This window comes from Streptomyces sp. NPDC089915 (assembly GCF_040684675.1).
In the GTDB taxonomy this organism is placed as follows: domain Bacteria; phylum Actinomycetota; class Actinomycetes; order Streptomycetales; family Streptomycetaceae; genus Streptomyces.
In genome coordinates, this window is the sequence record NZ_JBFBGN010000064.1 from 24233 (window position 1) to 38369 (window position 14137).

Consider the following 14137-nt stretch of genomic DNA (forward strand, 5'->3'; position numbering starts at 1 on the left):
CGGGCCCGGGGCCCGGCCCCTCAGGTGATCCCGTAGCGGCGGACGGTCTCCTCCTGCTGCGCGAGGCGGTGCATGGCCCGGAGGATCGGTTCGAGGAGGATGGTGGCGGCCACGGCCGCCTCCACCTGCTCGGTCTCGGAGGGGTAGGTCTCCGTGAAGTCCAGGTCGTGTACGGCGACCTGGCGCATCATCCGGGCGTAGGGGGTCATCATCTCCGCGTTCCACGGGTAGCCCGTCCGGATCAGCGAGGCGACCGACTCGACCAGCGCGGTGTGGTCCGGATTGAGCGGCGCGAGCTCGCGCGCGCTCTCCCAGCCCAGCTCCTCCAGCAGCAGGTCGACCTCCCGGCGCGCCGTCAGCTGGGCCTCGTCGCCCTCCTGCGCGTCCGGGGCGGGCGGGTGCGGCAGCGCCCACAGGGCCGCGCCCAGGCGGATGGTGCGGCCCAGGGACTCGTCGTCCACGTGCTTGAGCACCTTCGCCGCCGCCGCCACCGAGAGCCCGCCGACCTGGAGCAGGGTGCGGACCACGCGCAGCCGGCGCAGGTGGTCCTCGCCGTACTCGGCGGTGGTGGCGCTGATCCGGCGGCCGGGCGCCAACAGGCCTTCGCGCAGGTAGTACTTGATGGTCGCGGTGGAGACGCCACTGCGCTCGCTCAGCTCTGACAGCCGCATCCCTTGCGCCTTTCCTCGGATAGCGCCACTATCTCATCACGCGCCATTGGACAGTGGCGCTATCCAACCGACGCCATCCGGAGGCCCCGTGACCGTCAAGCCGATTCCGGGCCGCACCACCGCAGCCCTCGAGGGTGACGCCGTGGTCCTGCTGATCGGGATGCGCATCAACCACTTCTGGGCCGTGCACTCCTGGCTGCCCGTCTTCACGGCCATGCCCCGGATGCTGCGCGAGCTGAAGAAGGACAGGGCGCGCGGGCTCCTCAACCACGTCCTGCTGACGGCCTCGCCGCGCACCTACTACGTGGTCCAGTACTGGGAGTCCAAGGAGAAGCTCTACGCCTACGCGGCGGCGCCCGACGCCCTGCACCACCGGATGTGGGCCGCGATCAACCGCAAGGACCGGGCCGGGCGGATGCGCCGGCACGTGGGGCTCTGGCACGAGACCTACGTCGCGCCGCAGGGCGGATACGAGGCGATCTACTTCGACATGCCCCCGTACGGGCTGGCGGCGGCCACGGGGGTGCTGCCGCTGGAGAAGCGCGGGCGCCGGGGCGCCGACCGCTTCGCCTACCGTCCGGCGGCACCGGAAGCACCGAAGCGATAGGGAGAACGATGGACCAGCACGGCAGCATCCGGCGCACCGCCGCACGGCGGGCCGGCCTCGTGGCGGCGTTCGGCCTGAGCCTCGCGCTCACGGCGGCCTGCGGCGGCAAGGACAGCGGATCCGGGTCCTCCGCGTCCTCGTCGTCCTCGTCGTCCTCGAAGGGCGGCGGGTCCTGGCAGGTCGGCGACTGCGGCGGCCCCGACCCGAAGCAGGCTCCGGACGGGTACCGGGCGATGGGCTGCGACGAGGCCGGCGCCACCTTCAAGGCCCTGGAGGTCACCTCGGCCGGGATCCTGCCCGGATCGGTCCAGTGCCCGGCCGGGACGGACCTGATGATCCGGGTGTCGGTGTCCTACGGCACCTCCAAGGACAAGTCCAAGGGCGGCGGCATCCCCACCCACACGGTGTGCGGGCGCAACCTCTCCGGCGACCACCCCGGGGACGCCGGGGCCGGCGGCGGACAGCTGGTCAAGGGCGACTGCGTCTCCTCCTCCGCCCAGGAGGTGGCCTGCGCGACGGCCGGCGGCGGCGCCTTCAAGGTGCTCGACCTGGTCAAGGAGAAGGGCCAGTGCCCGTCGGGGACCACCGAGCCCATGGAGCTCACCCTGTCGATCGGACGCCCCTACGACGTGATCTGCGCGGCTCCCGCATAGCGGGGCGGGCGGGGGCGGCCCACGATGGACACATGAGCGCGGGACGGTACGAGCTGAGGTTCCCCGGCGGCGCCGGGACGGGCGAGGACACCGTGGTCGTGGACCGCACGGAGGCCACCGGTCCCGGCGGGCACCCGGTCTACGCGGACGCCACCGGGATCGTACGCGCCGAGATCAGCGACCGGGGCGAGGTGCGGATGCTGGCGTCGGGCGGACACCAGGCCCCGTCCCAGCCGGTGACGGCGCACCCGCTGCCCTCCTGACGGGGCCCCGCCCGGCTGTGGGCCGACGGTGCGAAACCGGGCCGTCGCCGCTCGCGCCTGCGGACGCGGGGCCCGCGCCGCGTCCGATAGTCGCCTGGGTGCCCGCGCACGGGGCCCGTACGGCGACCCCGGAGGAACAGCGATGGACAGCGCAGGACTGCCGCGCCGCACGGCCCTGCTGGCCGGCGGCCTGGCGGCCTTCGCCGCGGGCACGCTCGCGGCCTGTACGGCGAAGCCCCTCCTCCCGGCCGGCAGCACGCGGGGGCGGCCCGAGCCCGCCGCGCCCAACCCGGCGGCCACCACCCCGGCCGCGGCCTACGCGCGGCTGGTGGAGGGCAACGCGCGGTGGGTGGACGGCAGCCTCCGGCACCCCGACCGGGACCCCACCCGCCGCCAGCTGGTCGCCCAGAGCCAGACCCCGTTCGCCGTGGTCCTGTCCTGCATCGACTCCCGGGTGCCGCCGGAGCTGCTGTTCGACACCGGGCTCGGTGACATGTACGTCCTGCGCACGGGCGGGCAGACGCTCGGCCCGGTGGTCACCGGCTCCGTCGAGTACGGCCCGATGACCTCCGCCACCCCGCTGGTCCTGGTCCTCGGCCACCAGCGCTGCGGCGCGATCGACGCCGCGTACAAGGCGGCGCGCGACGGGAAGGCCCTGCCGGGCAACCTGGAGGCGCTCGCGAAGGCGCTGCGCCCCGCGTACGAGCAGACCGTCAAGGAGGGCGGCCCTGACCCGGTGGACCGGATGATCCGCGCCCAGGTCCGGCTCACCGCCGACGAGCTGCGCGGCAACGCGGACCTCGCCCCGCTGGTGCGCAAGGGCACCCTCGCGGTGGTCGGCGCCTATTACTCCCTCGACACCGGCCGGGTGGAGGTCCTGACGGGCGCCCCGCCCGGCGGGACGGCGAGCCCCGGCACCGGCACGACGCCGGAACCCTCCGGTACGCCCGCGGGCACCGCGACGCCGTCCCGCACCCCCGCGCCCAGCGGCAGCACGGCACCCACCGCGACCGGCCTGCCGACGGCCCCGCCCTCCTGAAGCGGTGGTGTGCCGGAGCCCCCGGCCGGGCCGCGGGGAACGCGGCCGGCCGGGGGCTCCGGGACGGCGGGGTCAGGCCGTCGCCGCCGGGGCGGGCTCGGCCGGGACGGCCTTCGCCGGCCGGGGGGCCGGGTAGACCGCCTCGCGCGGCAGCCTGGGCTCCAGGCGCAGCACGCCCAGGGCCGAGACGGTCGCGCCCGCCGCGAGGACCAGCCACATCGCCGTCGGCGAGAGGGTGAGCAGGGCCGTCAGCACGGCCGGGGCCAGTGCGCTGGGCACCGCCCAGGAGAGCTGGTAGACGGCGAGGTGCCGACCGCGCGTCTCCTCCGGGGCGGCCTGCGCGCAGAGCGCGGAGGCCGTGGCGCCGTGCATCAGCTCGCCCGCCGTGAACAGCACGGTCGCGGCGAAGATGCCCACCAGGATGACGGACTTGTCCCCCACCGCCGCCAGGGCGGCGAAGACCAGGAACGAGGCCGCGAACACCGCCGCGCCCAGGGACACCGCGCGCGAGCGGCGGAAGGCCACCAGCGCCCGGGTGACCGGGATCTGCAGGAGCGCGATCCCGACCGTGTTGACCGCGTACAGGACGCCCACCAGCGAGGTGGACGCGCCCAGGTCCTGGGTGACGTAGGCGGGGATGCCGACGGCGAGCACCGTGTAGCCGAACGCGGTGGGCACGTTGAGCAGGGTCAGGGCGAGGAAGGGCCGGTTGCGCGCGACGAGCCGGTAGCCGCCCTTGCGCGAGACCCGGGGAGCGCCCTCGCCGGGCGCCGTCCGCGGGATCGGGATGGACCCGAAGCAGACGGCGGCCAGCACGTACCCGGCGGCCGTGCAGAACACGATCACGTAGTAGAACGCGTCGCTGCCCAGGGCCAGCACCCCGCCCGCGATCAGACCGCCGACGCCCAGGCCGGCGTTGCGCAGGCTGCGCTGCGCGGCGAGCAGCCTGTCCCGCTCGTTGCCCTTGACGAACTCGGCGATGAACGACTGGATGGCCGGCGGGAACGAGGTGTCGCCGAGCGCCACCAGCAGGATCACGCAGAACATCGTGTAGCCGTTGTCGACCAGCGGGTACGTGCAGAAGCCCGCGGCGCGCAGCAGGTAGCCGCCGGTGACGACGGCCTTGGCGCCGAACCGGTCGATGAGGACGCCCGCCGCCGGGTTGCTGACCAGGCCGATCACGGCGGCGGCCGTCATGAGGGTGCCCACCTGGGTGAGCGGAAGCCCGGTCACGTGGTGGAAGTACAGCAGCGACAGGGGCAGGTACATGCCGGCGCCGGTGGCGTCGACGACCATCCCCAGCATGTACCGCGTCTTCGCCGACAGGCGGGCCCCCGTCATGACGCGTCCCCGATCACGCTGTGTTCACGGACCCACTCGCCGAGCTCGCGCAGCCGGCGCTCGCACTCGGTGCGGTTCGGCGCGGTGCCCACGGCGGCGGCGAGGAAGTCGGAGGAGCCGGAGGCCGGGGCGATGACCTGGCCCTCCTCGGCGTAGAGCCAGAAGCCGTCGAGCCAGGGCTCGTCGGGGACGGCCGGCAGCTCCCGCACCAGCCCGGGCCGCTTCATCATGAGCAGCTGGCCGGCCATGTGGCGCGGCCTCGGCAGCCCGGCCGGGTCGTCGCCCCGGCGGACGGCGTCGTGGAGCGGGTGGCCGGCGTCGGCGCGCACGGCGTACTCGCCGAGGTGCACCCCGAACAGGCTGTGGAAGACCTCGCGGATCTTGGCGCCGCCGGGGCGGCAGGCGATCTCGCACAGCACCAGACGGTCGTCGGGGGTGTGGAAGACCTCCATGTGGAAGGCGTGGTCGCGCAGCCGGGAGCCCTCGGGGGCCAGGGTGGCGAGGACCCGGTCGGCGAGGTCGAGCAGGCGCGGGGTCAGCGGGTCGTCCTCGTCGAGGGTGAGGTCGACGCGCGGGCCCGGGTCGGAGGCGAAGGAGGACAGGTCGTACTGGTACTGCGAGGGCCAGGCCATGGCCACGCGGCCGTCGCGCACCACGCCGTCCACGTGGCACATGCGGCCCGGGACGAAGCCCTCCAGCAGGACGTCGTCCCGCTCACCGGCGGCGTACACCTCGGCCAGGGTCTCCTCGAAGGAGGCCCCGTCCCGCAGGACGCGCAGGCCGATGGCGTTGAAGCCGCTGCGCTCCTTGAAGACCAGGGGGAAGCCCTCGGCCTCGGCGAAGGTGCGGGCCTCGTCGGCGGTGCGGGGCTGGACCCAGGGGGCGACCTCGACGCCCGAGGCCTGGGCGCGGGTCTTCATCAGGGCCTTGTCGCGGAAGGGCTTGACGTCGTCCTGCCAGGGGCCGCGCAGCCCGGAGCGCTGGCGCAGCCGCGCGGCGAGGTCCATGTCGCCCTCGTGCAGCACGGTCACGCCCGTGATCCGGTGCTCCGCCATCAGTTCGAGGGCGCGGGCCTCGAACTCCGGGGAGTCGAAGTCGTCGTGGATCTCCAGGCGGGTGTAGCCGAGGTCGCCGTCGGGGATCTTCTCACCGGCGAGTTCGATCTTCTCGCGGTTGGCGAGGACGACGATGTCGCCGGTGTGGTCGGGCAGCCAGGACCGGTACGGGAACGGCTCCAGCGGGTTGCGGTGGATGATCAGCAGGTTCTCGCGGGGGGCGATCTCGGAGGGCTGCGCGAGGACGGTGGTGCCGTCGGGGCGGGCCAGGGTGATCCGGATGTGCTCGCGGATCACCTCGGCGCCGCGGCGGATCGCGGCGGTGGTGTCCTCGGCGGCGACGGCGATCAGGCCGAGCCGGTCCCAGTTGTCGGTGAGGACGCGGACGCCGTCGCCGGGCTTGGCGCCGACGGTGACGGAGATGACGCCCTCGGCGGCGCGGGCCCCGTCGAGGCCGGCGACCGATTCGACGGTGGTGCCCGGGGTGCCGACCAGGGCGCGCACGGCGGCGCCGCCGTGGGCCTGCGGCCGGTCGGGCAGTTCCTCGACCAGACCGAAGGGCCGGCCGACGGCGAGGGTGACCAGGTCGACGCCGAAGGCGCTGCGCACCAGTTCGGGGATGGAGTCGCCGCCGATGCGGTTGTGGCCCTCGATGACGCGGGGGCCCTTGGGCGTGAGGCGGACCTCGGTGTGGCAGACGCCGTCGCGCATGCCCATCACGTCGAGGAAGCCGCGTATGCCCTGGCGTATCGCCGCGTCGTCGGCCTCGGAGAGCCGGGCCGGGACCGCGTGGCCCAGTTCGGCGAAGTGGCCGTCCGAGGTGAACTTCTCGGTGATGGTGATGATGACGTGGCGGCCGGCGAAGCTGAAGGACTCGACGCTGAACTCGGGGCCGTCCAGGAACTCCTCCATGAGGAAGTCCTTGAGGACGAAGAGGGAGGAGACCCGGTCGGTGCGGGTGCCCGAGAGGCGGGTGACCTCGTTCCAGACCCGGTCGGCGTCCTCCGGTCCCCGCACCCGCATGACGCCGATGCTGGCGGTGGCGTCGACGGGCTTGACGATGAAGGGGAAGCCGTAGGAGGCGCCGAAGGCGTCCAGGTCCTCACGGGTCTTCAGGGAGCGGGCGCCCACCGCGTGCTCCGGGTCGTGCTCGGCGACGTAGCGCCGCATGGCGGCCTTGTCGCGGATCCGGGCCGTGACCTCGTAGCCGGTGCCCCCGAGCCCGTACATGTCGTTGATCCGGCCCGCGTTCTCCAGCCCCGGCTCGGTGAGGGAGACGACGGCGGCGAAGCCGGGGCTCTCGTGCCAGGCCCGGACCAGGGGCTCGACCAGGGTCCAGTCGGTGAAGTCGACGACCTCGACGGCGGCGGCGAGACGGTTCTGCACCTCGCTCACCTTGGTCGGGTGCTGGAGGAGCAGCACGTTCAGCCCCAGGTCGTGGGCCTTCTGCACGGTCTCGTCGGTCCCACCGACGAGCAGCAGGGTGCGCTCGGGGTTCATTCGCTCTCTTCTCCCCCTGCGGCGGCAGGGAATTTCGGGCTCTTACTCGGGCAGGCGTGGGGGCGGGGAAGGAGTGGGTCGGGCCCGGGCCGCCCTGCGGCGGGCCCGGGCGCCGTGTTCAGGACCGGCCGGCGGTTTCCGTCTCCGGCCACCAGCTGAGGTAGCGCTCGCCGCTGTCGGGGAACACGGTCGCCACGACGCTGTCCGACAGGTCGTGCCGGCGGGCGAGTTCGACGCAGCCGTACGCGGCCGCGCCGGCGGAGATCCCGACGAGCAGGCCGGTGCGGGCGGCGAGGGCGCGGGTGGTGGCGGCGGCGTCCGCGTCGTCGACGGCGATCACCTCGTCGATGAGGTGGACGTCGGTGACGGGGCTGATGAAGCCGCCGTTGAGGCCGGGGATGCGGTGGGGGCCGGGCTCGCCGCCGGAGAGCAGCGCGGAGCCGGCGGGCTCGACCGCGACCACCTTCAGGTCCGGGTTGCGCTCGCGGAGGTAGCGGGCGATGCCGGTGATGGTGCCGCCGGTCCCGATCCCGCACACCAGGTAGTCGACGCGGCCGCCGGAGTCGCGCCAGATCTCCGGGCCGGTCGTCGTGTAGTGGGCGCGGACGTTGTCGGGGTTCTCGTGCTGGCGCGCGTACCAGGAGCCGGGCATCTCGGCGTGGAGCTGTTCGGCGCGGTCGCAGCAGGCGCGGAAGCCCTCGGTGTGGTCGGTGAACTCCACCTCGGCCCCCAGCATGCGCAGGGTCAGCACGCGCTCGCGGGAGGCGTTGGAGGGGAGGACGATCAGACAGCGGTAGCCCCGGGAGGCGGCGAGCGCGGCCAGGGCGATGCCGGTGTTGCCGGAGGTCGACTCGATGACGGTGGCGCCGGGCACCAGGGCGCCGGACTCCTCGGCGGCCCGGAGCATGAAGAGCGCGGCCCGGTCCTTGATGCTGGACAGCGGGTTGGCGGCCTCCAGCTTGGCGAGGACCCGGGCGGTGGCGGGCAGGCCGTCGAGCTGGAGTTCGAGCAACGGCGTCTCGCCGACGAGATCCTCGAACGATGCCGCGATGCGGCCGGCGGTGAGCGCGTTGTTCACGAGGCTCCCCCTTTGGTGCTGGACGTGCGGTCGGTCTCCGAAAGGTAGCCAGCCGCGGTGGTGCGCGATTGGGGCCCGGCTCGGGGGAGGCTGGAGCCCCGCTCGCGCACCGCGCGCGACGGTGACCGACGCAACGTCCTTACTGCTAGAGGGCGTTGAGTTCTACGGCGTCCGCCATCGCCCGGTAGCCGGCGTCGTTCAGGTGGAGCCGGTCGGCGAAGGCGTACTCGGCCTTGAGCCGCTCGGGGTGCTCCGGGTCGGCGACGGCGCGGTCGAAGTCCACGACGGCGTCGTAGGCGCCGCCGGTGCGGATCCACCGGTTGACCTCGGCCCGCACCTCGTCGCCCCGCGCGGTCCAGTAGCCCGAGCCGCCGAAGGGCGGGATGGTGGCGCCGATGATCCTGACCCCGCGGGCGTGGGCCTCGCGGATCAGCTCCCGGTGGCCGTCGATGATCTGCTGCGCGGAGACCCGGGGGCCGGTGGTGCAGCGGTCCTGGGGCCCGTCGGGCTGGACGATGTCGTTGGTGCCCTCCAGGACGATCACCGTACCGGTGTCGGGGCGGCCGAGGGCGTCGCGCCGGAAGCGGTTCAGGGCGCTCTCGCCGAAGCAGGCCGAGTCGGTGAGGACCTTGTTGCCGCCGATGCCCGCGTTGAGGACCGGACGGGGCTCGCCCCGGGCGGCGAGGCGTGCGGCGAGGGCGTCGGGGTAGCGGCGGTCGGCGCCGGGGGTCGCGCCGAAGCCGTCCGTGAGGGAGTCCCCGAAGGTGACGACGGCGCCGCGGCGCGGGCCGGGGGCGGCGGGGCTGCGCACGTCGACCCCGGCCAGGTAGTACCAGGAGAAGCTCTGGTTCCCGGGCGCCGAGAAGGCCTCCCCGGCGGCGTCGCGCAGGTGGTCGCCGTCGGCCCGGAAGGAGGTGGCCATGGCGACGTTGTGGAAGGTGGCCGGGCCGCTGGGGCCCTGGAAGTAGAGGGTGACGGTGAGCTGTTCGAAGGCCTGGACCGGCAGGGACACGGAGTCGCTGGACAGCTCCGCGCCGGCCGGGAGGGTCACCCCGCCCGCGCCGCCGAAGCGCAGCGGGCGTACGGTCCCGGGCCGCAGGGCGGCGCCGCCGGCGCTCTTGGCGACGGTCGCGCCGGTCAGGCGCAGCGGGGTCTTCCCGTAGGCGTTGGACAGGCGCACGCGCAGCTCGCTCCCCTGGGCCCCGGCCCGGATCACCTGGCGCACCGACTGGTCGCGGAAGCCCTCCTCGGACCAGTTGGGGAACCAGTCGGTGTGGGTGGCGGTCTGCGGGGAGGCGGCCCAGGCTCCGTGCCAGGGGTTGCCGTGCGCGGCGGCGGGGGTGGCGGTGGTGGCGGCCGCGGCCAGGAGGACGGCGGCCAGCGGGGCGGCGAGGGCGGTCTTGTTCTTGTTCACACCACCCTGACCCGCACCGGACCGCGGATGTGACAGCGGGGGCGGACTTCTTCGGAACCCGCGCCCGCAGCGCCCCGTCCGGTCCGGACCCGGCACGGCGGGCCCGGACCGGACGGGCCGTCAGCGGCGCAGACCCGTCAGCTTGTCGGGGTTGATCTGCACCCGGAGGTTGCGGATCAGGCCGCCGTCCAGGTCGAAGGTGACCGCGGCCAGGGGGGCTCCGCCCAGCTCGGCGAGGACGCCGAGCTCCCCGTTGATGAGGGCCGGGGTGATGACGGCCCCGGCGTTGGCGGGCTTGGCGAGGACCCCGAACAGCCAGCGGGCCACGTGGTCGGCACCGTACAGCGGGCGGCGGGCCGCGGTGACCTTGCCGCCGCCGTCCGACCAGGCGGTGACGTCGGGGGCGAGCATCTCCAGGACGGCGTTGATGTCGCCGCCGGCGCAGGCGGCCAGGAAGCGGTCGGTGACGCGTTCGCGCTCCGCTGTGTCGGTGTCGAAGCGCTGCCGGCGGGCGGCGACGTGCTTGCGCGCGCGGGAGGAGATCTGCCGGACGGCCGGCTCCTCCCGGTCGAGGAAGCCGGCGATCTCCGCGTGGGAGAAGCCGAAGACCTCGCGCAGGACGAAGACGGCGCGCTCGACCGGCGTGAGGGTCTCCAGGACGACCAGCATCGCCGTGGAGACGCTCTCGGCGAGCTCCCGGTCCTGCGCCACGTCGGGCGAGGTGAGCAGGGGTTCCGGGAGCCAGGGTCCGACGTACTCCTCCCGCGTGGCGCGGGCGGAGGTGAGCCGGTTCAGGGACAGGTTGGTGACCGTGCGCACGAGGTACGCCCTGGGGTGGCGCACCTCCGAGCGGTCGGCCTTGTTCCAGGTCAGCCAGGCGTCCTGGACGATGTCCTCGGCGTCGCTGACGGTGCCGAGCATGCGGTAGGCGGTGGCGAACAGGAGCCTTCGGTGTTCGTGGAAGGCGTCCGTCTCGGGTTCGGTCGTGGTCACGGCCCGATTCTGCACGGACCGCCGGGGGCGCGGTCAATCACACGGGGTGATCGTCCGCAGTGCGACCACGGCCGCCCGGCCCGCGGTGCGGATCCGGCAGGGCGCCTTCGGGCCCTCCGCCAAGGCGGCGTCGTGGGGCCCGAGTTCGACGCTCCCGCCGGGGTGGTCCAGGCGGGCCGGGCCGTCCAGGGCGACGACCAGGAGGACGGCGTCCGGCGCGGGGGCGAGGGAGAGCGCGCCCCGCACGACGGCGGTGTCCGCCGCGACCCGGCCGCGCCGGTACATCACGTTGAAGTTCACGACGGGCCCGTCCAGCAGCCGGCAGCCGGTCGGCTCGTCGCCGGGGAAGTCGCAGGGCGCGTAGCGCTCGTCGACGCGGCGCGGGACGCCGGAGACGGTGAGCTCCATGCCGGCGCCCTCGGCGAGGGTCAGGGTCCGGTCGACCCCGGGGAACTCCGAGAAGGGGCCGTCCCCGGCGACCTCGGCGAGGCTGACCCGCCAGCCGAACTCCTCGGTCCCGGCGCCCTCCGGCCGGGCCGCGATCTCGCGGGTGACCCCGCCGCCGTTCTTCCAGGGCACCGCCGTGCGGTCGGCGGCGCGCAGGATCGTGACGGCGGCGGGGCCGGTCATACGGGGGCTTCCTTCCCTCGGGTCCGTGGCGCCCGGCGGGGCGGTGAGGACCCGGGGCGGTGGGCCGAGCCTAACCCGGCGGCGGTCTAGCTCACGGCGAAGTCGTCGCCGCGGACCTGGCCCTGCCCGTACCAGCCGTGCAGGTAGACGGTGACGGTCCCGGAGGCGCCGGTGGTGAAGGGCACCGTCAGCTTGGTCCAGCCCGTCGAGCCGGTCCACGTGCTGGCGTTGGCGCCGCCCCGGACGCCGAGGTAGGCGTAGCTCCCCTGGACCCATCCGCTGAGGGTGTACGCGGTGTTGGGGGCGAGGGTGAGGGTCTGGGCGCATTCGCCGGTGTGGGCGGAGTCCGGGTTCGCCTGGAGGGCGTAGCTGCCGGAGTGGACCGGCGCCGTGCCGATCGAGCCGCCGTTCTCGCAGGTCCAGGGGGCGAGGGAGCCGGTTTCGAAGCCGCCGTTGACCAGGGCGCCGCTGCCGCCGCCCGGGCCGGAGACGGTGAGGGTGAAGGCGGCGCCGTGGCTGGTCTTCCCGGCGGCGGTGACGGTGAGCGGGTAGGTGCCGGGCGCCGCCGTGGCCGCGGCGGCGACCGTGAGCTGGGCAGTGCCACCGGCGGTGACGGAGCCTGGGGTGAGGGTGGCCGTGACTCCGGCGGGGGCCCCGGAGACCGTCAGGGCGAGGGGCTGCGCCGCGCCGGAGGTGACCTGGGTGGAGACGGTGGCGGTGGTGCTCGCGCCCGGGGTCACGGAGGCGGAGCCGGGGGCCACGGAGACCGAGAAGTCGTCGGTGGCCGGTCCGCCGCCGCCGGTGAACGGGGCGAAGGTGTGGGTGAAGTACCAGGGGTCCTGGGCGATGCCGGAGCAGGTGTCGGAGCCCCCGGTGCCGGGGCAGCCGCCGTTGTCGCGCTGGAGGGCCCAGAAGGACAGGGTGTTGATCCCCTTGGAGACCGCCCAGTCGTAGACGGACGGGGCGTTGGCGGTGGTGAAGGTCTCGGCGGCCCCGTAGTCGTCGATGCCGGGCATCTCGGTGACCCCGACCATGCCCCAGAGCTGCGCGGGGGTCCGGTCCGGGTAGAGGGCGGCCAGCTGGTCGTAGAGGCCGGTGGCGGCGGTGCGGGTGTCGGCGGCCATGTCGTGGGCGGCGCCGTCGTAGTAGTCGAAGGTCATCAGGTTGACCACGTCGACCTTGGCCCCGGCGGCCTTGGCGCTCTTCAGGACGGCCAGTCCGCTGCTCGCCAGTCCGCTCGTGGTGGTGGGGAGGGTGTAGGAGATCTGGAGGGGGCGGCCGGAGGCGGCGGCCCAGTCCTGGAGCTTCTTGATCGCCTGGTTGCGGCGGTCGACACCGGCCTTGTTGGTGAGGGACTTGTCCTCGATGTCCATGTCGAGCCGGCTGACCTCGTAGGTCGTGACCAGCTTCTGGTAGGCGGCGGCGATCGCGTCGACGCTGGTGCAGCTGTCGGCGATCTCCGTGCCCCCGCTGTCGGCCGCGTAGCCGCCGAAGGAGGGGATGACGTCGCCGCCGCGGGCCCGGATGGCGGCGAAGTCGGCGCCGAAGACGGAGTCGGCGACGGGCTGCTGGGTGGAGCCGTTCCAGTACGGGGTGCAGGAGCCCTTGGCCTCGGTCTGCACGAAGGCCATCGTCAGGTACTTCGCGCCGGACTTCTGCGCGAGGTCGGCGGGGCTGTCGGAGGAGTACGCCTCGAAGTAGGGGGCGAAGACGTGCGCGGGCAGTGGGGTGGCCGCGTAGGGGGTGGCCGCCGCCCGGGCGGGCCCGGCGCCGGCGGCGGCGAGCAGTCCGGCGGCGGTGACGAGGGTGGCGCAGGCCGCGCTTAAGCGGCGGAGGGCATGCTGACGCAGTCTCAACGAAGGCTCCCGGTGGGGCGCGAGCGAACGGGCGGACGCCTCATGATTGGTCTGGACCAGCTTCGGGTCAAGGGGTCCGGCCGATCGGCGCCCCGCCGGGAGCCGAACGGTCAGCGCAGGATCCCCGCCTGCCGGGCCGCGCGGATCCAGGAGGGGAACTCCGACAGGAGCCGGTCGTACAGGTCGGGGTCCGAGATCCGGTCGATGTCGTCGACGGCGAAGAAGCCGACGTTGTCGACGCGGCGGCCGGGCATGGTGTCGAAGCGCTCCAGCACGCCGAAGCCGGCCCGGCCGAGACCGACGAACTGCCAGAACACCGGCTCCTCGACGGCCTCCCGCAGCTCCCGCTCGATCTCGGCGTTGCGGTACACCCCGCCGTCGGAGAAGAAGAGGACGAGGGTGGGCGCGGGCACCGGGTTGGCCCGTACGAAGGCGCGCACCTCGGCGATGACCTTCTGCTCCTCGTTCTGGAAGCCCACCTGCCGCATGTCGACCTGGCCGGGCTCCAGACCCCGGGGGGCCCGCTTGCGGCCGAAGACGCTCATCTGGCCCACGCGCACGTGCAGGCGCAGCCACTCCGGGAGCTCGCCGACGGCGAGGTCGGGGAGCCGGGCGGGGTTGGTGGCGAAGGTCCATGCCTGCATCTCGCCGTCGTCGTCCAGCTGCGCGGCGACGGCCGCCATCCGCTCCACCACCCCCGCGACCGTGCCCCGGGAGTAGAGGGTGCTCATCGAGCCGGAGGCGTCGAGGACGAGGACGACGCGGGCGGTGACGTCGCCGGCCCCGGCCTTGCGGAGGCTGACGGCCACCTGCTCCTTGCGCAGGGAGAGCCGGCCCCGCATCTCCGGGGGGAGCCACTCCTCGCCCTTGACGAGGCGGACGACGGCCTCGGCGGGCGCGGGGGCCGTGACGGGGGCGGGAGGCGGCGCGGGGGCCGCGACCGGGGCGGGGGCCGGTCCGGGCGTCCGCGCCGGGGCCGCCTCCCACTTGAACGTGTTGCTCTGCAGGACCGCCGTCTTGTTGGGGTCGGTCGGCTC

The 14137-nt window shown here is 74.2% G+C and carries 13 protein-coding genes; 4 read left to right on the plus strand and 9 right to left on the minus strand.

Features of this window, described 5'->3' with window-relative positions; all coding sequences use genetic code 11:
- Positions 1 to 20: 20 nt before the first annotated feature.
- The gene (locus tag AB0O29_RS20145) at positions 21 to 671 is read right to left on the minus strand and encodes a MerR family transcriptional regulator (protein WP_365153277.1); all 651 of its coding nucleotides are present in this window, start codon (positions 669 to 671) and stop codon (positions 21 to 23) included.
- Positions 672 to 759: 88 nt separating this feature from the next.
- Here AB0O29_RS20145 and AB0O29_RS20150 point away from each other — a divergent pair, with 88 nt between their 5' ends.
- From AB0O29_RS20150 to AB0O29_RS20165, 4 genes are all read left to right on the plus strand, one after another.
- Positions 760 to 1278 carry a DUF4188 domain-containing protein gene (locus tag AB0O29_RS20150; protein ID WP_365153278.1) on the plus strand — a complete coding sequence of 173 codons (519 nt, stop codon included), beginning with the start codon at positions 760 to 762 and terminating at the stop codon, positions 1276 to 1278.
- An 8-nt stretch (positions 1279 to 1286) separates the two neighbouring features.
- The gene (locus AB0O29_RS20155) at positions 1287 to 1931 is read left to right on the plus strand and encodes a hypothetical protein (protein ID WP_365153279.1); all 645 of its coding nucleotides are present in this window, start codon (positions 1287 to 1289) and stop codon (positions 1929 to 1931) included.
- 32 nt (positions 1932 to 1963) lie between these two features.
- Positions 1964 to 2194 (plus strand): DUF6296 family protein, encoded by a 231-nt coding sequence (locus AB0O29_RS20160; RefSeq protein WP_365153280.1) that lies wholly within the window; start codon positions 1964 to 1966, stop codon positions 2192 to 2194.
- Between the two features lie 142 nt (positions 2195 to 2336).
- A complete protein-coding gene (locus tag AB0O29_RS20165) occupies positions 2337 to 3233 on the plus strand; it encodes a carbonic anhydrase (RefSeq protein ID WP_365153281.1) in 897 nt (298 codons plus the stop codon).
- 72 nt (positions 3234 to 3305) lie between these two features.
- On the opposite strand, the gene AB0O29_RS20170 is transcribed toward AB0O29_RS20165, so the two are convergent.
- The 8 genes from AB0O29_RS20170 to AB0O29_RS20205 form a co-directional block, all read right to left on the minus strand.
- Complete coding sequence (locus AB0O29_RS20170; protein ID WP_365153282.1) at positions 3306 to 4574, minus strand: MFS transporter; 1269 nt, start codon at positions 4572 to 4574, stop codon at positions 3306 to 3308.
- The gene (locus AB0O29_RS20175; protein ID WP_365153283.1) at positions 4571 to 7129 is read right to left on the minus strand and encodes an ATP-grasp domain-containing protein; all 2559 of its coding nucleotides are present in this window, start codon (positions 7127 to 7129) and stop codon (positions 4571 to 4573) included. Before AB0O29_RS20175 ends, AB0O29_RS20170 begins: the two co-directional genes overlap by 4 nt.
- A gap of 118 nt (positions 7130 to 7247) precedes the next feature.
- Positions 7248 to 8207, minus strand: a complete 960-nt coding sequence (locus AB0O29_RS20180) for a cysteine synthase family protein (protein ID WP_365153284.1) — start codon at positions 8205 to 8207, stop codon at positions 7248 to 7250.
- Positions 8208 to 8352: 145 nt separating this feature from the next.
- The gene (locus AB0O29_RS20185; protein WP_365153285.1) at positions 8353 to 9621 is read right to left on the minus strand and encodes an SGNH/GDSL hydrolase family protein; all 1269 of its coding nucleotides are present in this window, start codon (positions 9619 to 9621) and stop codon (positions 8353 to 8355) included.
- A gap of 120 nt (positions 9622 to 9741) precedes the next feature.
- Positions 9742 to 10614, minus strand: a complete 873-nt coding sequence (locus tag AB0O29_RS20190; protein WP_365153286.1) for an RNA polymerase sigma-70 factor — start codon at positions 10612 to 10614, stop codon at positions 9742 to 9744.
- 33 nt (positions 10615 to 10647) lie between these two features.
- Entirely contained in the window at positions 10648 to 11244 is a 597-nt protein-coding gene (locus tag AB0O29_RS20195; RefSeq protein ID WP_365153287.1) for a HutD family protein, read from the minus strand.
- An 86-nt stretch (positions 11245 to 11330) separates the two neighbouring features.
- Entirely contained in the window at positions 11331 to 13094 is a 1764-nt protein-coding gene (locus AB0O29_RS20200; RefSeq protein WP_365153289.1) for a carbohydrate binding domain-containing protein, read from the minus strand.
- Between the two features lie 116 nt (positions 13095 to 13210).
- The coding region (locus AB0O29_RS20205; RefSeq protein ID WP_365153288.1) for a VWA domain-containing protein at positions 13211 to 14137 on the minus strand (927 nt) is incomplete at its 5' end.